This is a genomic window from Streptomyces sp. NPDC059785 (assembly GCF_042732375.1).
In the GTDB taxonomy this organism is placed as follows: Bacteria; Actinomycetota; Actinomycetes; order Streptomycetales; family Streptomycetaceae; genus Streptomyces.
In genome coordinates this window covers 66,602-85,861 of record NZ_JBHWHV010000038.1, presented here as the reverse complement: position 1 = coordinate 85,861, position 19,260 = coordinate 66,602, and the positions used below count along the sequence as shown (strand labels likewise).

Below are 19,260 nucleotides of genomic sequence, written 5' to 3'. Positions count from 1 at the left end.
TGGTCCAGCTCCTGAACACAGCTCTCTGGATCCTGAACTGCCAGGTCAGCCGTGGGGCACCGCCATCTGGTTGACTGGTGACCGTGACCAGTCAGCCTGATCAGCAGCAGCCGGCCGCCGCCCCGGACCTGGCGCAGCTCCTGCGCCCCGTGGTGCGCGAATCCTCCGTGAGCGAGGTCGCCAAGCGGCTCCTCGATCACCTCTCGGCCGGACACATCCGGCCGGGCACCCGGCTGCCCGCCGAGCGCCAGCTCGCCGAGGCGCTGGGCGTGGCGCGGTCCAGCGTGCGCGGCGCCCTGTCCGCCCTCGACGTGCTCGGCATCATCGAGATCCGGCCGGGCTCGGGCTCCTACGTCCGCGAGGGCACCTCCGAGTTCCTGCCCCGGGCCATCAACTGGGGCCTGATGCTCGGTCAGCGCAGGACGCAGGACCTGGTCGAGGTGCGCACCTACATGGAGGGCGTCTCCGCCCGGCTGGCCGCCGAGCGCGCCACCGACGAGGACGTGACCCGCCTCGAGGAACACCTGCGGCACATGCGCGAGGCGGGCGGTGACGTGAAGGCGTTCATCGACGCGGACATCGCCTTCCACCTGGAGTGCGCACGGATCGCCCGCAACACCGTGCTCAGCGACATCCTGCACAGCATCCGGGCGCTGCTCCAGGTCTGGATGGAACGCGTCAGCGACATCGAGGGCACCGTCAGCGGCACCCTGTGCGAGCACGACGCCGTCCTCGCGGCCATCCGCGACCGCGCCCCGGAGGCCGCGGACCGCGCCATGGCCGAGCACATGCGGATGGCCAGCGACCGGCTGCGGGCGTCGATGGACGGCACCGGCTGAGCACCGGTTGTCGTAACAGCCTGCGTGCAAGAGCCTGTTCACGGGCCCCGCGGCGCAAGAGCCTGTTCGCGGGCCCCGCGGCGTAAAAGCCTGTTCGCGGGCCCCGCGGCTCAGGCCACGCCCGGCATCTCCTCCAGGACGGCGGCCACGTCCACCCGTCCGGCGACCTCGACGAGCGCCCGGCCGATCACCGAGACCGGCTCCCGGGGCGGCAGCAGCAGCCCGACGCGCGCCGTGCGGACCGGTTCGACCAGCGGGACCGCGCACATCCCGGCGGGGATCCCGAAGACGTGCAGCCAGGCGTGCGGCACGACGCTCGCCCACTGACCCGCCCTGACGTGTGCGAACAGGGAGGCGATGGAGTCCGTCTCGACGCGCGGCGTGACCGGCGTGCCGAGTTCGCCGAAGACGGCGTCGAGCACCTGGCGGCCCTGCATCCCGGGATGCAGCAGGCACAGGGGGTACTGGGCCGCCCGCGCCCAGGAGATCTCGTCCGGCCCGGGGTCGGCGGCCGGCCGCTGGGTCAGCAGCGCGTAGCGCTCCCGGTACAGCGGCACGAACGTGAACTCCCCGTCCAGCGAGGGGTCGTGGTAGGTCACCGCCGCGTCCAGCTCGTAGGTCCGCAGCATCCGTACGATGTCCACGGACTGGAGATCGGCGACCACGCGCACCGTCGCCAGCGGGTTCGCGGCGCAGAACGGCTGGGTCAGCAGTGAGACGGCCGTCGACGCCGTGGGCACCACCCCGATGCGCAACTGCCCGGTCAGCCCGGAGCGCAGCGCCCGGATCTCGTCGTGCATCGCGTCACGGTCGGCGAGGATCCGCCGCGCCCAGAGAACGACCCGCTCCCCTTCCGGGGTGAAGCCGTCGAACCTGCGTCCCCTGAGCACCAGCGGGACGCCCAGTTCCTCCTCCAGCTTGCGGATCCCCTCCGACAGCGCGGGCTGGGATACGAAGCACGCCTGGGCGGCCCGGGCGAAGTGACGGGCCCGGGCGAGAGCGACCAGGTACTCGAGTTGGCGGAGCAGCACACCTCATCTTGCACCGGCGGTCCCCCTGCGGCCCTCATGCCCCCGCCGCGCCCGTCCGTCCGTACGCTCATGCCCCGCCGCGCCCGTACGGCGTCGGCGGTCCCTCCCTTGATCGGCGGTGCCTATCAAGCGATCGGAACTACCGCTTTGACCTGGCGGAACGCGGCGGGGGACAGTGACGGGATCTGTCGAGATCCGCAAGCCAGTGCGTGGCGCACTCGGGAAGGGCGTGATGTTCGATGCGCGGCATCGACGAACCGGACGAGGGCGAGCTGACCGTCTCGGCCCCCAAGAAATGGGCCACCGGCGCCCCCGCCGTGGCACACGCCCTGAAGTACGCCCTGGAGCAGACTTCACCCAGGCGCACCGCGCTGACGCTGCTGAACGTCAACCAGACCCGCGGCTTCGACTGCCCCGGCTGCGCCTGGCCCGCCCCGGGCCCCGGCGAGCGGCACGCCAACGAATACTGCGAGAACGGCGCCAAGCACACCGCGGACGAGGCCACCACCCGCCGGGTGACCAGGGAGTTCTTCCAGGAGCACACCGTCGCGGAGCTGGGCCGGGCCTCTGACTACTGGCTCAACCAGCAGGGCCGGCTGACCGAGCCCATGGTGCTGCGCGAGGGCTCCGAGCACTACGAGCCGATCGGCTGGGACGCCGCGCTCGACCTGCTCGCCGGTGAACTGCGGGATCTCGACCACCCGGACGAGGCGCTGTTCTACACCTCGGGCCGGCTGGCCAACGAACCCGCCTTCCTGCTCCAGCTCTTCGCCCGCGCCTTCGGCACCAACAATCTGCCGGACTGCTCCAACATGTGCCACGAGTCCAGCGGTTCGGCGCTGAACGAGACACTGGGCATCGGCAAGGGCAGCGTCAGCCTGGACGACCTCTACGACGCCGACCTCGTCTTCGTCGTCGGGCAGAACCCCGGCACCAACCACCCGCGCATGCTGTCGGCCCTGGAGGAGACCAAGCGCCGCGGCGGCCAGGTCGTCGCCGTCAACCCGCTGCCCGAGGCCGGGCTCCTGCGGTTCAAGCACCCGCAGAAGGTACGCGGCATCGTCGGCCGCGGTACGGACATCGCCGACCAGTTCCTCCAGATCCGCCCCGGCGGCGACCTCGCCCTGTTCCAGGCGCTGAACCTGCTGCTCCTCGAGGCCGAGGACAAGGAGCCGGGCACGGTCCTCGACCAGGAGTTCATCGACGCGCACACCGCCGGGTTCGACGCGTTCGCCGAGCGGACCCGCACCCTGACGTCCTGGGACGAGGTGCTGGACGCCACCGGGCTGACCCGCGACGAGATCGAGCAGGTGCACGCCCGCGTCCTGAGGAGCCGGGGCATCATCGTCTGCTGGGCGATGGGCCTGACCCAGCACAAGCACGGCGTCCCCACGATCAGGGAGATCGTCAACTTCCTGCTGCTGCGCGGGAACATCGGCCGCCACGGCGCGGGCGTGTGCCCGGTCCGCGGGCACAGCAATGTGCAGGGCGACCGCACCATGGGCATCTGGGAGCGCGTGCCCCAGCCGTTCCTGGACGCCCTGGAGCGCGAGTTCCGCTTCACCCCGCCGACCGCGCACGGCCTGGACTCGGTGGACTCCATCCGCGCCATGCGCGACGGCCGCGCCAAGGTGTTCGTCGGCGTCGCGGGCAACTTCGTACGGGCGACGCCGGACAGCGACGCCACCGAGCGCGCCATGCGCAACTGCCGGCTGACCGTGCACATCTCGACCAAGCTCAACCGCTCGCACGCGGTGTGCGGGCGCACGGCGCTGATCCTGCCGACGCTCGGCCGCAGCGACCGCGACGTGCAGGCGGGCGGCGAGCAGTTCATGACGGTCGAGGACTCCATGAGCGAGGTCCACACCACCCGCGGCCGGCTGGCCCCGGCCTCCCCGCACCTGCTCAGCGAGGTGTCCATCATCACCCGGCTGGCCCGCAAGGTGCTGGGCCCGGCGTCCGGCATCCCCTGGGAGGAGTTCGAGGCGGACTACGACACCGTCCGGGACCGTATCTCCCGGGTCGTCCCCGGGTTCGAGGACTTCAACGAGCGGGTCCGGCGGCCCGGCGGCTTCCGGCTGCCCAACCCGGTCAACGACAAGGTGTTCCGCACCCCGAGCGGCAAGGCCGTCTTCTCGGTGAACGACTTCACCGCCCTCACCGCGCCCGAGGGCCACCTGGTCCTGCAAACGCTGCGCTCGCACGACCAGTGGAACACCATCCCCTACGCCATGGACGACCGCTACCGCGGCATCAAGGGCGGCCGCCGCGTCGTCCTGGTCAACCCCGCCGACCTCGACGGACTCGGCATCGCGGACGGCAGCATGGTCGACCTGGTAGGCGTGTGGACCGACGGGGTGGAGCGCCGGGCCGACGGTTTCCGCGTCGTGTCGTACCCGACCACGACCGGCTCCGCCGCGGCCTACTACCCGGAGACCAACGTCCTGGTACCGCTCGACAGCGTCGCCGACATCAGCAACACCCCGACCTCGAAGGGCGTCATCGTGCGCCTGGAGCCCGCGCGCGCGGGCGCGGACCGTTCCGCCGTCTGACGGGCGCACAGACGGCCGGGACACAGGAAAGCGGCGGTCGGCCTCTCGCTGAGGCCGGCCGCCGCTTTCCCCTGTCCGGGCCGGGGATCAGCCGGTGATCACCTCGTCCCCGGCCAGGCTCTTCGTCCGCGTCGTGACGGTCGTACGAAGGGACTTGGCCGTACTGGCGACACCTGACGCGTCGGCACCGGCCGCCTTGGCCTGCTTCGCCAGGGCGTCGAGGGCGTCGACCGCGTAGCCCGAGCCGAAGAACTGCTGGTACAGCTTCTTGTACGCGGAGTGGTAGGCGCTGTCGAAGGCGTCGGTGTCGAGGAAGCGCTCCTTGAGGATGTTGCCTCCCATACCGCCGCCGCCCATACCGCCGCCCTTGGCATTGTCGTCGCCGTCACCGCCGGGGGCGCCGCCCGGGAAGCCGCCGTTCTGGCCGCCGTCCGTCTGGCCGCCGCCGGCCTGGGGCATGCCGGAGGGCATCCCCGACGGCATCCCCGACGGCATGGCGTTCGGTGCGGCGTCGGCCGCCGCCCCGTCACCGGTGTCGCCGGTGTTCCCGGTGGCGTTCCCACCCGGCATGCCGCCACCGCCACCGCCGCCGCCCATGCTGGTGGAATCGTCGGGTCCGGTGGTGGCCGTGCCGCTGAAGGTCAGGTTGAAGTCCCAGCCGAGGACGGAGAACTTCTTGGTGTCGAGGTCGTACCAGAGCACGTAGTTGTTGCCAGGACCGGCCATGTCGTCGAAGTTCAGGATCAGGTTCTGCGTCGCCACGTACTCCGCGAAGGAGTCGACGTCGACGTACTTGTCCAGATTCTCGGCGAACTCCTTGTCCGACGCCTTGTTGACCCATTTCAGGAGCTTCATCACCGGGGAGAGGTCCTGGCTGCCCTTGAGGTTGAGCTGCTTGAAGGACTCCTCGTAGTCGGTGGGGTCGTCTCCCACGTAGTCGAAGCTGCCGCCCGCGCGCGCCTTGTACGCCACGCCCGTCGAGGAGATCTCCGAGTCGACGTAGTCCTTGCTCGGGTTCTCGACCATGAGCCGGGTGACCGCGGGCCGGTTGTTGACCTGCACGCCGGTGAACGCGTAACCCTCGGCCGTCTGGCCCGACTTCTTCATCAGGGAGAGCGACAGGGCCTCGTTCAGCGGCAGGGCCTCGTCGACGCCGGGGCGCAGCGAGATCTCACGGTGGCCCTGGTAGGCGCGGCCCTCGACGTACTCGTCGATGCTGATGAGCCACGGCAGTTCCTCGGGCTTGGAGGCGGACAGGTCGTACTGGTTCATGCCGCCACCGCCTCCCATCCCGCCGCCGGCCTGCTGCCCCTGCTGGTCCTGCTGGTCCTGCTGGTCCTGCTGCTGGTCACCGTCGTCCTGCTGACCTTGCTGGGTCTGCCGGCCCTGCTGGTCCTGACCGGTGTTCTGCTGCTGACCGGTTCCGCCCTGCTGCTGGCCCTCCTGGCCGTTCTGGCCCGGGAAGCCGCCCTGCGGGCCGCCGCCGCCCTGGCCGCCGCGGTTGCCGCCCTGGCCGCCGCTGCGCAGGCTCTGGAGGGTGGAGTTGCCCTTGAGCCGGATGCCGACGTCGTTCAGGTAGACACCGTCGATGGTGAGGTCGGCCTCGATGAACTCCTTCTCGCCCTCGTCCTGGAACTTCTCCATCATGTCGTCGAAGTCGGTCTGTTCGTACGACAGCTGGATCGAGTGGGACTCGGAGGAATCGAAGAGGTCGACCGCGCCCGTGACGTTCTCGGTGATCTCGTCCGCGTCCGCGCGCGAGGCGCTGGTGACGAACGGGGTGATGCGCGCGTCGCCGAGGAAGACCAGCAGGGCGGCGAGCCCGACCGCGAGGAATGCGGTCGGCTTCCAGTGGTGGCGCAGCCGCAGCGGGATGCGGTGCACCAGCCGCGTGCGGGGGGCCGCCATCAGAGGTCCGTCTGGTCGTAACCGGTCAGGACCGTGACCCGCTGGCCCATGGTGCGCTCCTGGAGGGCCGCGACCAGCTCACCCGGCTCGTGGCCCTTCTTGATGCGGACGGTGTAGAACACCTCGGTCAGCGTGCCGCCGCGGATGGACTCCGTGCTGACGAGCTCGAACTCGTCGGTGTGGCGCAGCAGTACGTCCTGGATGGCGTGGGTGTGGTCCTCACCCGCGGGGACCTGGACCTTGACGACCTGGCGCTGGACGTTGAGGGCGAACCAGTTGAACTTGCTCATCGCCAGGATGATCAGCGCGATCACGATGCCGCCGACCGCGGCGAGGGTGTAGAAGCGGGCGCCGCAGGCCATGCCGATCGCCATCACCAGGAAGATGAAGCCGACGTCGCGCGTCTCCTTCACCGCGTTCCGGAACCGGACCACCGACAACGCTCCGACCAGGGAGAAGGCGCGGGCCAGGTTGGAGCCGACGACGAGCATGATGAGGGCGACGATCATGCCGACGATGACCAGCGTCTGCACGTACGACTGGCTGTACGAGACGTTCTTGTGGGTGGCCCGGTAGACGTAGCCGATGACCGTGGAGAGCACGAAGGACAGGGCCATCGCGAGCACGATGTCGGTGACGCTGAACGTACCGCTCAGGTCCTGAAGGTTGAGATTCACGAGTGGAGTGCCTCCGTGGCGCGGGCTTGCGTGGGGGATGTGGGGGTGGTGGGGGTGGGTACGGCGGGGAGGCCGTGGCCGGCCGGGGCCGGGGGCAGGTCCTCCTCGCGGACGTGGAAGGCGGAGCGGGGTGCCAGACCGAACGACTCGATGGACTGCACGTACTTGGAGACCCGGATGAGGTTGAGGTTGCGCTTCGCCGCCAGGTCGGTGATCCAGTAGGGGGCGCGCTCGTTCACCTTGATCTCCATCACCGACATGTGGGGCGGGATGGTGAACCGGTTCTCGGGGTTCGCGACGCCGAAGTGGAAGTCCCGGTCGCGGCCGCGGATGCGGCGGTCGAAGGTGACGCGCAGTCCGGTGTCCTGGTCACGGCCGACCAGTGCCTCGCGCTGGTAGCCGGTGATGGCGGTGGGCTGGAGGTTCAGCCGGACGACCAGTTCCAGGACCTCGTTGACGAAGGCGTTCTCGCGCGGAGAGTGCTCGATCAGCTCCCGCTCGTCGCAGAGCTGCCGGGCCGTGGCGTACGGCAGGGTGATGCGGCGCTTCTGGGTGACCCGGTTGACGCGCTGCTTGATCTCCACGCAGACCGGGGACTCGTCGGTGACGCCGTCGAGGTCGCCGTAGTGGCGGATGCGCAGCTTGCGGCGGAACTTCAGGCCCTCGATCTTCTCCCAGTAGAAGCGGAGTTGAGGTGTGTCGTAGTACAGGCTCCACACGCCGTAGCCGCCGACGGGGCTGTGCGCGTCCTGGTCCATGCGCTGTGCGAGCTCGTCGCGGATCCGCGCCGCCTCGTCCACCGGGACGAGGTATTTCAGCTCGTAGCGGTTGAACGCGTGGAGTCTGCTGGCCACACGCAGGGCCTCTTCTCCCGCGACGCCCGGCGGTGTGCCACCGGGCTCCGCGAGCGTGGGGTCTCCCCCGGATCCGCCCCCGTATCCGCCGTCGCCATCGCGGCGGCGTTTCAGCCAGCCAGTCATAACGTCCCTTCAGTTGGTCGGCGATCAACCTCCTCCACGTAAGAAACCGGTAAGAGATGAAAGGGTCGTGAGAGCTGTATCTGAACGGCCTTAGGACACCGAATGAACACAAGGTGAACGCCCGGTTTTTCAGCGAGGCGTGAGCCCGCCGCCGCCGTCGGCGTCGCCGAGCGCGTCGAGCAACGGCCAGCCGTCCACCTCCGTCTCACCGGGGGACACCGGCAGCAGCCCGCGCACGGCCAGCAGATCCACCAGCCCGCGGACGGCGCCCGGCCGGTGGAGATTGAGCGTCGTACGGTCGTCGGCGACCGAGCCCGACGGGATGAACCACCCGTCGCTCACGCACCGGCCGGGACCGGGCCGGAAGACGACACGGACCTTCACCGGGACCCCCTCCTGGCGCAGCGAGAGCACCTCCCGGCAGTCCGGATGCCGGTGCCGGACCGTCCACAGCCAGGTCACGTCCCCGACGACCAGCCGGCGCGTCCGGCGATGACTTCTCACGCCGCGACAGTACGAGACGGGGCGACGGTGGCGCGACGGCTTTCCGCCCTCCCCCGCACCCCGCACCGGCGGCAGCCATACATACAGTCGAAACTGTACAGCCGAGACTGAATGTTTTACGGTGGGGCCATGAGGAGCGACCCCGCGGACGACGCACGAGACGGCTCACAGGGCGAGATGCCGGGCGATGTACCGGGCGATACGCGTGACGACGCGCGCGGCGGCTCGCACGACGGGGCACCAGGCCGTTTCGACCGCCGGCTGATCCCCCCGATGATCCTCGGCTCGGTCCTCAACCCGATCAACTCCTCGATCGTCTCCGTCGCCCTCGTCCCGATCGGAGTCGCGTTCGGCGCGCCGCCGTCGGAGACGGCCTGGCTGGTGTCGGCGCTCTATCTGGCCACCGCGGTCGGCCAGCCCGTCGTCGGACGCCTCATCGACCTGTTCGGCCCCCGGCGCCTGTTCCTCATCAGCACCACCCTGGTCGGCATCGCCGGTGCCCTCGGTGCGCTGGCCCCGAACCTGGGCACGCTGATCGGCGCCCGCGTCCTGCTCGGCTTCGGCACCTGCGCCGGCTATCCGGCCGCCATGTCGCTGCTGCGCAGCGAGGCCGAGCGGACCGGCCGCGACAGTCCCGCCGGTGTGCTGACCGTGCTCGCGGTCTCCAACCAGACCATCGCCGTCATCGGCCCCTCGCTGGGCGGGCTGCTGATCGGCCTCGGCGGCTGGCGCGCCACGTCCGCCCTGAACGTCCCGCTCGCCCTGGCCGCACTCCTCCTGGGCGCCCTGCGGCTGCCGAAGCAGAGCCGCGTCCGCCCCGCCGACGGCACCCGTACGGCGTCGCAGCTCGACTTCCCCGGCATGGCGCTCTTCGCGGCGACCCTGGTGGCACTGCTGCTGTTCCTGATGGACCTGCACGCGGACACCTGGTACCTGCTGCTGATCGCCGTCGTCGCGGCGGGCGCGTTCACCCTGCGCGAGCTGCGCGCGGCCGTGCCCTTCATCGACCTGCGCGTGCTCGGCGGGAACGTCCCGCTCATCGCCACCTACGTACGGGCGCTCGCGGCGTACGCCGTGGCGTACGGGTTCCTGTACGGCTTCACGCAGTGGGTGGAGGAGGGGCGCGGGCTCACCCCGTCGCAGGCCGGGCTCGTACAACTGCCGCTGTTCCTGACCGCGATCGTCGTCTCGACGCTCACCGGCCGGCGGCCCGGTGTGCGGGGCAAGCTCGTGGTCGGCGCCGTCGCGCAGATCGTGGCCTGTGCGCTGATCCTCGGTCTCGGCGGGCACAGCCCCGTCTGGATGCTGCTCGTCGTCGGCCTCGTCTTCGGTGTGCCGCAGGGGCTCAACAGCCTGGCCCTGCAGAACTCGGTCTATTTCCAGGCCGAGCCCGAGCGCATCGGCTCCTCCGCGGGGCTGCTGCGCACCTTCATCTACCTCGGTTCGATCGTCGCCTCCGCGGCCACCGCCTCCTCCTTCCACCTGCACGCGGACACCGGCGGGCTGCACCACCTGGCCTGGTTCATGCTGGGCGCCGGGGTGCTGTTCCTGCTGTCCACCGTGCTCGACCGCGGACTGCGCCAGGCCGACGCCGAGGCCCGCGCGGCGACCGGCGGTTCCTGAGCCGGCACGCCCCGGCGTGCACACCGAGCCACCCATCCCCCGCCCACAGGAAGCAGCACCCACTCATGCCCGACGCCTCGAACACCCTGAACGCACGACCCGACGCCCCGCGGTCCGGTACCGCCCTGCTCGTCATGGACCTCCAGCGCGGTCACCTGACGCGCGTCGGCGACCCCGGCTACCTCCCGCGGGTCGCCTCCGCCATCGGCGCGGCCCGCTGCGCGGGCATCCCCGTCATCCACGTGAAGCTGGGCTTCCGACCGGGCCACCCCGAAGTCGGCGCCGGCAACCGCGTCTTCTCCGCGCTGCCCCCGGACGCGTACACCGAGGACGACCCGGACGCCGCCATCCACCCGGACGTGGCGCCGGTGCCCGGGGAGACGGTGGTCGTCAAGAACCGCGTGAGCGCCTTCGCGGGCAACGACCTGCGGCAGGTGCTCGCCGCCGGGTCCGCCGGACACCTCGTCCTCGCCGGGATCGCCACCAGCGGCGTCGTGCTCTCCACCGCCTGCGAGGCCTTCGACCTCGACTACCGGCTGACGTTCCTGGCGGACGGCTGCGCGGACCGGGACCCGGAGCTGCACCGGGCGCTCCTGGAGCGGGTCTTCGCCCACCGCGGCGACGTCAGCACCGTCGCCGGCTGGAACCGGGCCGTCACCGGCGCGGCGGCCTGAACCGGGCCGCCGCGCCCGCGAGCGGTGCCGTCACCAGGTCACGGGCAACGCGTGCAGACCGTAGATGACGGCGTCGTGCTTGAACGGGATCTCGTCGAGGTCCACGGCGGCCCGCAGGGTGGGGATGCGGCGGAACAGCGTCGGATAGACCACCTGGAGCTCCATCCGGGCCAGCGGCTGGCCCAGGCAGTGGTGGGTGCCCGCGCCGAACGCCTGGTGGTGGCGGGCGTCGCGGCCGATGTCGAGGCGGTCCGGGTCGGGGAAGACGGCCGGGTCGCGGTTGGCGAGCTCGCCGAGGAGGATCACCCCGTCGCCGGCCCGGATGGTGCGGCCCGCGATGTCGATGTCCTCGACCGCGGTCCTGCGGCGGCCGAGGTGCACGATGCTGAGGTAGCGCAGCAGTTCCTCGACCGCGGCGACGACCACCTTCGGGTCCTCGGCGTCGCGGATGCGGGCGAGCTGGTCGGGGTGCTGGAGCAGCAGCAGCGTGCCCAGGGAGATCATGTTCGCGGTGGTCTCGTGGCCGCCGAGCAGCAGCAGTACGCCCATGGCGGCGGCCTCGCGGCGGCTCAGCTCGCCCGCGTCGATGTGCCGTCCCAGATGGGAGAGGAGGTCGTCACCGGGTTCGGCGGTCTTCCTGCCGACGAGGTCGTCCAGGTAGTCCTGAAGATTGGTGTGCGCGGTGTGCCGCTGCGCGGGCGTGGCGACGGCGGACACGATGGTCTTGCTGTTGGTCTGGAAGAAGTCGTGGTCCTCGTAGGGGACACCGAGCAGTTCGGAGATCACCAGCGACGGGATGGGCAGCGCGAGGGCCTGCACGAGGTCGGCGGGTTTGGGCCCGGCCAGCAGGTCGTCGATGAAGCGGTCGGCCATCGCCTGGACGGCCGGGCGCAGCGCCTCGATCCGCTTGATGGTGAAGGCGCCGCTGACCATACGGCGCAGCCGGGCGTGTTCCGGGTCGTCCATGCCGACGAAGCTGAGGTCGGTGGCGCCCGCCTCGCTCTCCCCGTGGTGGGCGACGGGGCTCGGGAAGCCCGGGTGGGAGAAGTCGGCGCTGAGGCGGGGATCGCCGAGGAGCGTCTTCTGTTCGGCGTGACCGGTGACCGTCCACGGGGCCCGGCCGTTCCAGGCGCGGGTCCGGGTCACCGGCCCTTCCTGCGCCAGTGCGCGCATGCCGGGAGACAGGTCGAAGGGGCAGCCCGCGGAACGCGGATGCGGGAAGTCGCGGATGTCGTCCGGTCCGGAGTCCGTTACGGGGTCCGTCGGGGCGGTGGGGCGCATGGGGGATCCTTCGGAGGTCGGTGATGGGGGGTGGGCCGGTGAGTGCGGCGGTGGCTTCGCCCAGGCCGATGGCCGATGGCAAAGGCCGCGGGTCAGGCGTCGGCGGTGACCCCCGGCGGGGGTCCGACCAGCAGCGCCTGCCGCTGCTGTCGCACCTGTTTGGGCATGTTCCAGCCGAGCACTCCGGTGACCCGGCCCTGCCGGTGGTACGCCGCGACGAAGCGCCGTGCGCCGGTGTCGCCCTCGACGACGCGCACCTCGTCGTCCGGCGCCGGCCGCCCGTGGACATGGATCTTCGCGTCGAACTGGTCGGTCCAGAAGTACGGGACCGGCGCGTACGGCCGCAGCTCGCCGAGGATGGTCCCGGCGACGGCCGAGGCGTGCTCGGTGGCGTTGGTCCGGTTCTCGAGCCGCAGCAGGGCCCCGCTCTCCGCGTCGGGCCGGCGGGCCACGTCACCGACGGCGTAGATCCCGTCGGCGGCCCGGCCGTGGGCGTCGCAGAGCACGCCGTCGCCCAGCGCGAGGCCGCTGCCGGCGAGCCAGTCCGTCTCGGGCACGGCACCGATGGCGACGACGACCACCGCCGCGTCGAGCGTGTCACCGTCCCCCAACCGCACCCCGGTGACGCGGTCCTGACCGTACGTCAGCCCGGCGACCGCCGTGCCGAGCCGCAGCCGTACGCCGCGCTCCCGGTGCAGGTCGGTGAGCAACCGGCCGACGGTGAGCCCGAGTTGGGAGGCCATCAGGGTCGGCTGGGGGCCGACCAGGGTGACGGGCACGTCCAGGGTGCGCGCGGTCGCGGCGATCTCGGCGCCGAGCACCCCGTCGCCCACGACCACGGCGTGCCCGGCGGCCGTCAGGTCCGACCGCAGCGCCAGCGCGTCGTCCAGCGAACGGAGCATGTGCAGGCCCGCCGCCCGCCGCTGGCCGGGCAGCGCCCGGGGCCGTACGCCGGTGGCGATGACCACGGCGTCCGCCCGGAGGTGCCGGCCGGAGGCAGTGCGCACCGTGCGCGTCGCGACGTCCAGGCCCACGGCCGGGTCGCCCAGTACGAACTCGGCGTCCAGCGCGGCGAGGCGGTCCGGTGAGCGCAGGTGCGCCTGTTCCGGCCGCCAGGTGCCGGCGAGGACCTGCTTGGACAGCGGCGGCCGGTCGTAGGGCGGATGCGGCTCGGCGCCCAGCAGGGTGAGCCGGCCCGCGTAGCCCTTGCGGCGCAGGCTCTCGGCCGTGGCGAGGCCCGCCGCGGAGGCGCCCACCACCAGGACGCTCGACGGGTGGGTCACGGGGTCTCGCTCAGCTCGATCGCGGCCGCCGGGCAGACGCTCGCCGCCTCCCGTACCGCGTCGTGGTGGTCGGCGCCGGGTTCCGCGTCGAGCAGGAGCACGATGCCGTCCTCGTCGCGCTGGTCGAAGACCTCGGGGGCGATGAGCACGCACTGCCCGGCTCCGCAGCACTTCACCTCGTCGACGGTGATCTTCATGTGGGGTTCTCCTTGGGTGGGGGGCGGGGCGGTCACGGATGTGACGTGCGCGGGTGCGGCGTTGTGACGGGGGCGGATGCCGCGGGTGTGACGGGGGCGAGGAGCAGTCCGGTGATCGCGTCCGTGAGCGCGGCGGCCGTCTCCTGCCAGGACGCCTGGGACGCTCCGGGCCGCTCGGCCAGCACGCGTTCCTGTTCGGCACAGGTGTGGGTGATCAGCAGCCGGGCCATCTGGCCGCGCTGCCGGCGCACGTCGGCGGGCAGGTGGTCGAGGCAGTGGCCGAGGCCGCGCAGGGTGCGGGCCAGCGGTGCGCGCATCAGGGCGTCGTCGGTGACGAGCGCCGAGAGCAGGGGGTCGGTCATGACCTGCGCGCCGAACCGGGCGTACCAGGAGGGGACGCCGAGCGAGGCCAGGTGTTCCGGGGCCGGGCGCACCAGGCAGGCGACCCAGTCCCGTACCTCGCGGCTGTCTCCGGTCTCCGCCAGCAGCCGCTGCCGGATCCGCTCGATGGGCTCGGCGTGCCGGTCGATGAGGGCGCGCACCAGCTCGGCCTTGGAGCCGAAGTGGTAGCCGACGGCGGCGACGTTGCCCTGGCCCGCGGCCTCGCCGATCTGCCGGTTCGAGACGGCGGACGGGCCGTGCTCCGCGTAGAGCCGTTCGGCGGCGGCCATGATCGCCTCGCGGGTCTCGGCGGAACGGCTGCCGCTGCGGGTGGCACGCGCGCTCATCGCGCACCGCCGGGCCGCGTCGACGGGCGCCGTGGCGTGCCCTGTCGGTCGTCGTACACGTCGGTCATGCGGATCTCCGGAGTCGTCCAGCGCAAGCGGACCGCCTGTCTCCGCCCAGCCAACTTTAAAACAGCTGCATTAATCAAGCGGCAGATGTGGACGCCCGGTGAAAAGTCCGAAAAGCATGCCGCCCCCGCCCGCGGCACACGGGCCGCCTCACCACGCTGTACAGGCACGTCAGGCGGATCACCTGCCGACGGCGCCCGCACGGCGGTGGCGCGAAGGCGCCAACTGATCCCTACCGAGGGGTAGGCCACCCCGGATCCCTTGTTATACAGTCCGTCTAACAACGGGTCGGAGGCGCCTCGACAGGGCTGCCGCGCGGCTCCGTGGCGGCCGGCCGCCGCCCCGCGCCCGGCCGCCCCGCACTCCCCCCACCCCACCCCACCCCGCCGCACCGCACGTCAGTTACTCGAACACTCGAACTGAGGAGTTGGGAGCATGGCAAGCAGCACAGCCCGGCCGGAAGTTCTGGGAAGCACCGAGGGCCCTGGTGTTGCCAGGCGACTGCTCGACTCGTCGGCGACGCTGTCCTACGACCCGGCGACCGAGGTCGACTGGGACACCCCGCTGGACAAGGACTTCCACGGCGCGAGCCCGGAGTGGAGCACCCTGTTCGGCACCGCGTACTGGTCCGAACTCACCGACGCCCAGCGCAAGGAGCTGACCCGGCACGAGGCCGCGTCGGTCGCCAGCACCGGCATCTGGTTCGAGATCATCCTCCAGCAGCTCATCCTGCGCGACATCTACGCCAAGGACCCCACCGAGGACACGGTCCAGTGGTCCCTGACCGAGATAGCCGACGAGTGCCGGCACTCGATCATGTTCGCCCGCGGCGCCAAGAAGCTCGGCGCCCCGGCGTACCAGCCGCGCCGGGCCGCCATCGAACTGGGCCGCGGCTTCAAGACCCTCGCGTTCGGCGAGGCCGCCTACGCGGCGATCCTGGTCGCGGAGGAGGTGCTCGACGTCATGCAGCGCGACTGGATGCGCGACGAGCGCGTCGTCCCGTTCGTGCGCACCATCAACAACATTCATGTCGTCGAGGAATCACGGCACATGAAGTTCGCCCGCGAGGAGACGCGCAAGCACCTCGCCGAGGCGGGACCCGTCCGCCGGCACCTGCACGCCTTCGTGATAGCCGTGGCCGCGTACGTCATCGTCACCAGCATGGTGAACAAGAAGGTGTACGCCAACGCCGGGCTGGACGAGAAGCGTGCCCTCGCCGAGGCGAAGGCCAACGAGCACCACAAGGCGATGATGCGCTCCAGCTGCGCCGGGCTCATGGAGTTCCTGGGCTCCTGCCGGCTGCTCACGAAGCCCGCCCTGGCCTTCTACAAGCGCGCCCACCTGATCTGACCGCGCCCACCTGACGTGACCTGACCCGAGCGACCCGGCAGCGTCGCCGAGCAGAGCGGACACCATGACCTACGCCATCACCCAGACCTGTTGCAGCGACGCCACGTGCGTCGCCGTGTGCCCGGTGAACTGCATCCACCCGACGCCGGAGGAACGCGCCTTCGGCCGGACCGAGATGCTGTACATCGACCCGAAGGCCTGCATCGACTGCGGCGCCTGCGCCGACGCCTGCCCGGTGGACGCGATCTTCCCTGCGGACTCCCTCATGGGCCCGCAGAAGGCGTACGCCGACATCAACGCGGCGTACTTCGCGGACGCCGAGCCCGCCGAAGTCGCCGCGGACAGCCCCAACTTCCACCGCTGGGGCGCGCCGTCGTTCGACCGTACGCTGCCCGCCGACTTCCGCCCGCTGCGCGTCGCGGTCGTCGGCACCGGACCGGCCGGCATGTACGCCGCCGAGGACCTGCTGCTGCACACCAGCGCCGAGGTCACCCTCGTCGACCGGCTCCCGGTGGCCGGCGGCCTGGTGCGCTACGGCGTCGCGCCCGACCACCCCGCGACCAAGAAGGTCGGCGAGACCTTCGCCCGGCTGCACGAGCACCCGCGGGTACGGATGTACCTCGGACTGCGCGTCGGCGAGGACGTCACCGTGGAGGAACTGGCCGCCCACCACGACGCGGTGGTGTACGCGGTCGGCGCCTCCGGCGACCGCCGGCTCGGCGTCCCCGGCGAGGACCTGACCGGCTCCCTGCCGGCCACCACGTTCGTCGCCTGGTACAACGCCCACCCCGACGTCGCGCCCGACGCCGTGGACCTGTCGTCGCAGCGCGTCGTCGTGGTCGGCAACGGCAACGTCGCCCTCGACGTCGCCCGCATCCTGGTCTCCGACCCGGACGACCTGGCCGGCACCGACATCGCGGGGCACGCGCTGGCGGCCCTGCGCACCGCCGGCGTCCGCGAGGTCGTCCTGCTCGGCCGCCGCGGCCCCGAGGACGCGGCCTGCACCCGGCCCGAACTGCTGGCCCTCACCCAGCTCCCGGACGTGCAGGTGGTGGTCGACGACCACGACCCGCGCATCGGCGCGGCGATCGACGCGGCCGGGCCGCGGGACAAGGCGGCGCTGCTGAAGGACGTACGCCGCGAGAAGGTCGACTGGTCGGGCCCGCCGCCCGCGGGCCGCCGTATCGTCCTGCGCTTCCACTCCGCGCCCGTGGAGGTGCTCGGCGACGACGCGGGGGCGGTACGGGCGGCGCGGGTCACCGGTGCGTCCGGCGACGTCGAGCTGACGGCCGGCATGCTGCTCCGGGCGATCGGCTACCGGGGCACCCCGCTGCCCGGACTGCCCTTCGACGAGGCCACCGGGACCGTCCCGCACGAGGCGGGCCGGGTCGCGGGACAGCCCGGCGCGTACGTCGTGGGGTGGATCAAGCGCGGCCCGTCCGGCGGCATCGGCGCCAACCGGGCCTGCGCCGCCGAGACCGTCGGCACCCTGCTGGCCGACGCCGTCGCGGGCACGCTGCGCGCCCCCGCCCTGTCGTGGAAGTCCTTCCAGCGGCTCGCCCGGCGCCGTAACCGTCACGTCGTCGACGCGCGCGGGCTCGCCGCCATCGACCGCGCCGAACTCGCCCGGGGCACCGGCGACGGCAGGGTGCGTACCAAGCTGACCACGGTGCCAGAGCTCGTAGCCGCCGCCGGACGACGGCGGCGGACGCCGGTCTGACCACGGCCGCCGTACCGGCCACAGGACTGGACTTGTGGGTCCATTTTCGTCTCTCTACGTTCGTCGGTGCCGGGCTCGCCCATCGGGCCCGGCCACGGCTCACAGGAGGGACGTACTCCCATGCACGGCATCCGTATCGAGCGGCACGGCGGCCCGGAGGTCATGGACTGGACCGAGCTGCCGGACCCGGAACCCGGACCGGGCGAGGTGCTCGTCCGCCTCGGCGTCGCCGGGGTCAACTTCATGGACGTCGGCGCCCGCACGGCACCGTCGAAGGGCTGGCGGGCGCCCACCGTCCTCGGCGTGGAGGGGATGGGCCGCGTGACCGGCCTGGGCGCGGGGGTCGACGGCTTCGCCGTCGGCGACCGGGTGGCCTGGTTCTACCACCCCGGCAGCTACGCCGAACTGCTGGCCGTCCCGGCTGACTCCCTGGTCGAAGTGCCCGACGAGCTGAGCGACGAGACCGCCGCGGCCGTGCTGATGCAGGGGCTGACGGCCCATCACTTCACCACCGAGACGTACGCGGTCAAGCCGGGTGACACGGCCGTCGTGCACGCGGCGGCGGGCGGGGTGGGGCTCATGCTGACCCAGATGATCAAGGCGCGCGGTGGCACGGTCATCGGCCTGGTCTCCCGCGAGGAGAAGGCGGCCCCGGCGAAGGAGGCGGGCGCGGACCACGTCCTGGTCTCGGCCGGCGGCGGCTTCGAGGACCGCGTCAGGGAACTCACCGCGGGACAGGGCGCCCACGTGGTCTACGACGGCGGCGGCTCGGCCACGTTCGCGTCCTCCCAGCGGTCGCTGCGGCCGCACGGCGTGCACGCCTACTACGGCCCCTTCATGGGCGTACCGGCCATCGACGTGACCGACCTGCCGCACAGCATCCTGCTGTCGTACCCGATCGTCCACGACCACGTGCCCACCCGGAACGCGCTCGTCGCCCGTACCGGCGAGGTCTTCGACATGGTCCGCACCGGGCGGGTCACCCCGCGCATCGGCGGGCGCTACGCTCTCGCCGACGCGGCGCGGGCGCACGCCGACCTCGCGTCACGCCGCACCACGGGCAAGCTGCTGCTCCTGCCCTGAGAGCACGTCCGGACGGCGGAGCCACGCCGGCTCCGAGCAGCTGTGAACCGGTGACGACCAGGAGGCCCCACGGTGCCGCTGACCCGCAAAGGCGCCGCGACCAAGCAGCGCATCGTCGAGGGAACCGCCGCCGAGATCCGCGCGCAGGGCGTGCTCTCGATGACCCTCGACGACGTGCTGGCGCGCACGTCCACCAGCAAGAGCCAGCTCTTCCACTACTTCCCCGGCGGCAAGGAGGAACTGCTCCTCGCCGTGGCCCGCCACGAGGCGGACCGGGTGATCAGCGACCAGCAGCCGCAGCTCTCCTCGCTCACCTCGTGGTCCGCCTGGCAGAGCTGGCGCGACAAGGTCCTCGCCCGCTACCGGGAACAGGGCAGGAACTGTCCGCTCAACGTCGCCATGTCCCAGCTCGGGCGGACCACCGAGGGCGCGCAGGCCGTGGTGACCGAGCTGATGGAGCGCTGGCACGCCGAACTGGCCCAGGGCATCCGGCACATGCAGGGCAGCGGGGAGATCGGCCCGGACGTGGACGCCGACCGCAGCGCCGCCGCGCTGCTGGCCGGCGTCCAGGGCGGCGTGCTGATCCTGCTCTCGACCGGCACGACGGACTACCTCGAAGCGGCACTCGACCAGGGGATCGCCTTTCTGCGGCAGTCCCGGCCGACGGGCTGACGCGGGACAGCGGCGGCGGCACGTGCGGGGCCGCCGCCGACCCGGGCGCACACACCCGCCCGCGTTCGCGTACCGGTCGCTGTTAGCATGTC

Annotated in this window: 17 protein-coding genes; 8 read left to right on the top strand and 9 right to left on the bottom strand. The window is 71.8% G+C overall.

From position 1 onward, the window contains the following. Nucleotides 1-77: 77 nt before the first annotated feature. A complete protein-coding gene (locus ACFV6E_RS26620; RefSeq protein ID WP_385175908.1) occupies nt 78-839 on the top strand; it encodes a FadR/GntR family transcriptional regulator in 762 nt (253 codons plus the stop codon). A gap of 110 nt (nt 840-949) precedes the next feature. Here ACFV6E_RS26620 and ACFV6E_RS26615 read toward each other — a convergent pair whose 3' ends face one another. After that, on the bottom strand, nt 950-1,870 hold the full coding sequence (locus ACFV6E_RS26615; protein ID WP_385175905.1) for a LysR family transcriptional regulator: 921 nt from the start codon (nt 1,868-1,870) through the stop codon (nt 950-952). A gap of 239 nt (nt 1,871-2,109) precedes the next feature. On the opposite strand from ACFV6E_RS26615, the gene ACFV6E_RS26610 reads away from it, so the two are divergent. Further along, entirely contained in the window at nt 2,110-4,422 is a 2,313-nt protein-coding gene (locus tag ACFV6E_RS26610) for an FdhF/YdeP family oxidoreductase (protein ID WP_385465077.1), read from the top strand. Nucleotides 4,423-4,509: 87 nt separating this feature from the next. On the opposite strand, the gene ACFV6E_RS26605 is transcribed toward ACFV6E_RS26610, so the two are convergent. The 4 genes from ACFV6E_RS26605 to ACFV6E_RS26590 form a co-directional block, all read right to left on the bottom strand. Continuing rightward, complete coding sequence (locus ACFV6E_RS26605) at nt 4,510-6,330, bottom strand: CotH kinase family protein (RefSeq protein WP_385465075.1); 1,821 nt, start codon at nt 6,328-6,330, stop codon at nt 4,510-4,512. Then, nucleotides 6,330-7,007 (bottom strand): DUF4956 domain-containing protein, encoded by a 678-nt coding sequence (locus tag ACFV6E_RS26600; RefSeq protein WP_385171097.1) that lies wholly within the window; start codon nt 7,005-7,007, stop codon nt 6,330-6,332. Before ACFV6E_RS26600 ends, ACFV6E_RS26605 begins: the two co-directional genes overlap by 1 nt. Then, a complete protein-coding gene (locus ACFV6E_RS26595; RefSeq protein ID WP_385465072.1) occupies nt 7,004-7,861 on the bottom strand; it encodes a polyphosphate polymerase domain-containing protein in 858 nt (285 codons plus the stop codon). Before ACFV6E_RS26595 ends, ACFV6E_RS26600 begins: the two co-directional genes overlap by 4 nt. 255 nt (nt 7,862-8,116) lie before the next feature. After that, nucleotides 8,117-8,491, bottom strand: a complete 375-nt coding sequence (locus ACFV6E_RS26590) for a hypothetical protein (RefSeq protein WP_385465069.1) — start codon at nt 8,489-8,491, stop codon at nt 8,117-8,119. A 273-nt stretch (nt 8,492-8,764) separates the two neighbouring features. Between ACFV6E_RS26590 and ACFV6E_RS26585 the strand changes: the two genes are divergently transcribed. Together ACFV6E_RS26585 and ACFV6E_RS26580 are read left to right on the top strand one after the other, a co-directional pair. After that, nucleotides 8,765-10,114 (top strand): MFS transporter, encoded by a 1,350-nt coding sequence (locus ACFV6E_RS26585; RefSeq protein ID WP_385171157.1) that lies wholly within the window; start codon nt 8,765-8,767, stop codon nt 10,112-10,114. A gap of 65 nt (nt 10,115-10,179) precedes the next feature. Next, on the top strand, nt 10,180-10,788 hold the full coding sequence (locus tag ACFV6E_RS26580) for a cysteine hydrolase family protein (RefSeq protein ID WP_385465066.1): 609 nt from the start codon (nt 10,180-10,182) through the stop codon (nt 10,786-10,788). A 30-nt stretch (nt 10,789-10,818) separates the two neighbouring features. Here ACFV6E_RS26580 and ACFV6E_RS26575 read toward each other — a convergent pair whose 3' ends face one another. The 4 genes from ACFV6E_RS26575 to ACFV6E_RS26560 form a co-directional block, all read right to left on the bottom strand. Beyond that, nucleotides 10,819-12,069 (bottom strand): cytochrome P450, encoded by a 1,251-nt coding sequence (locus ACFV6E_RS26575; RefSeq protein WP_385465063.1) that lies wholly within the window; start codon nt 12,067-12,069, stop codon nt 10,819-10,821. Nucleotides 12,070-12,161: 92 nt separating this feature from the next. After that, nucleotides 12,162-13,352, bottom strand: a complete 1,191-nt coding sequence (locus tag ACFV6E_RS26570; RefSeq protein WP_385171111.1) for an NAD(P)/FAD-dependent oxidoreductase — start codon at nt 13,350-13,352, stop codon at nt 12,162-12,164. After that, nucleotides 13,349-13,549, bottom strand: a complete 201-nt coding sequence (locus tag ACFV6E_RS26565) for a ferredoxin (RefSeq protein ID WP_385171113.1) — start codon at nt 13,547-13,549, stop codon at nt 13,349-13,351. The genes ACFV6E_RS26570 and ACFV6E_RS26565 overlap by 4 nt, the downstream gene beginning before the upstream one ends. Before the next feature lie 32 nt (nt 13,550-13,581). Next, a complete protein-coding gene (locus ACFV6E_RS26560) occupies nt 13,582-14,277 on the bottom strand; it encodes a TetR/AcrR family transcriptional regulator (RefSeq protein ID WP_385171116.1) in 696 nt (231 codons plus the stop codon). A gap of 501 nt (nt 14,278-14,778) precedes the next feature. Between ACFV6E_RS26560 and ACFV6E_RS26555 the strand changes: the two genes are divergently transcribed. The 4 genes from ACFV6E_RS26555 to ACFV6E_RS26540 all read left to right on the top strand — a co-directional run bounded on the left by ACFV6E_RS26555 (nt 14,779) and on the right by ACFV6E_RS26540 (nt 19,168). Beyond that, nucleotides 14,779-15,693: a diiron oxygenase gene (locus ACFV6E_RS26555; protein ID WP_385171119.1), complete on the top strand. Its 915-nt coding sequence runs from the start codon at nt 14,779-14,781 to the stop codon at nt 15,691-15,693. Nucleotides 15,694-15,757: 64 nt separating this feature from the next. Beyond that, a complete protein-coding gene (locus ACFV6E_RS26550; RefSeq protein WP_385171121.1) occupies nt 15,758-17,413 on the top strand; it encodes an FAD-dependent oxidoreductase in 1,656 nt (551 codons plus the stop codon). A 120-nt stretch (nt 17,414-17,533) separates the two neighbouring features. Further along, nucleotides 17,534-18,496, top strand: a complete 963-nt coding sequence (locus ACFV6E_RS26545; RefSeq protein ID WP_385171123.1) for a quinone oxidoreductase family protein — start codon at nt 17,534-17,536, stop codon at nt 18,494-18,496. Nucleotides 18,497-18,568: 72 nt separating this feature from the next. After that, nucleotides 18,569-19,168: a TetR/AcrR family transcriptional regulator gene (locus tag ACFV6E_RS26540; protein ID WP_385171125.1), complete on the top strand. Its 600-nt coding sequence runs from the start codon at nt 18,569-18,571 to the stop codon at nt 19,166-19,168. Nucleotides 19,169-19,260: the final 92 nt, after the last annotated feature.

What these genes read in the sequence shown, in the direction of transcription:
- ACFV6E_RS26610 (WP_385465077.1), top strand. Translation starts at nt 2,110, where the DNA reads ATGCGCGGCATCGACGAACCGGACGAGGGCGAGCTGACCGTCTCGGCC.
- ACFV6E_RS26605 (WP_385465075.1), bottom strand. Translation starts at nt 6,330, where the DNA reads ATGGCGGCCCCCCGCACGCGGCTGGTGCACCGCATCCCGCTGCGGCTG.
- ACFV6E_RS26585 (WP_385171157.1), top strand. Translation starts at nt 8,765, where the DNA reads ATGATCCTCGGCTCGGTCCTCAACCCGATCAACTCCTCGATCGTCTCC.
- ACFV6E_RS26580 (WP_385465066.1), top strand. Translation starts at nt 10,180, where the DNA reads ATGCCCGACGCCTCGAACACCCTGAACGCACGACCCGACGCCCCGCGG.
- ACFV6E_RS26575 (WP_385465063.1), bottom strand. Translation starts at nt 12,069, where the DNA reads ATGCGCCCCACCGCCCCGACGGACCCCGTAACGGACTCCGGACCGGAC.
- ACFV6E_RS26565 (WP_385171113.1), bottom strand. Translation starts at nt 13,549, where the DNA reads ATGAAGATCACCGTCGACGAGGTGAAGTGCTGCGGAGCCGGGCAGTGC.
- ACFV6E_RS26560 (WP_385171116.1), bottom strand. Translation starts at nt 14,277, where the DNA reads ATGAGCGCGCGTGCCACCCGCAGCGGCAGCCGTTCCGCCGAGACCCGC.
- ACFV6E_RS26555 (WP_385171119.1), top strand. Translation starts at nt 14,779, where the DNA reads ATGGCAAGCAGCACAGCCCGGCCGGAAGTTCTGGGAAGCACCGAGGGC.
- ACFV6E_RS26550 (WP_385171121.1), top strand. Translation starts at nt 15,758, where the DNA reads ATGACCTACGCCATCACCCAGACCTGTTGCAGCGACGCCACGTGCGTC.
- ACFV6E_RS26545 (WP_385171123.1), top strand. Translation starts at nt 17,534, where the DNA reads ATGCACGGCATCCGTATCGAGCGGCACGGCGGCCCGGAGGTCATGGAC.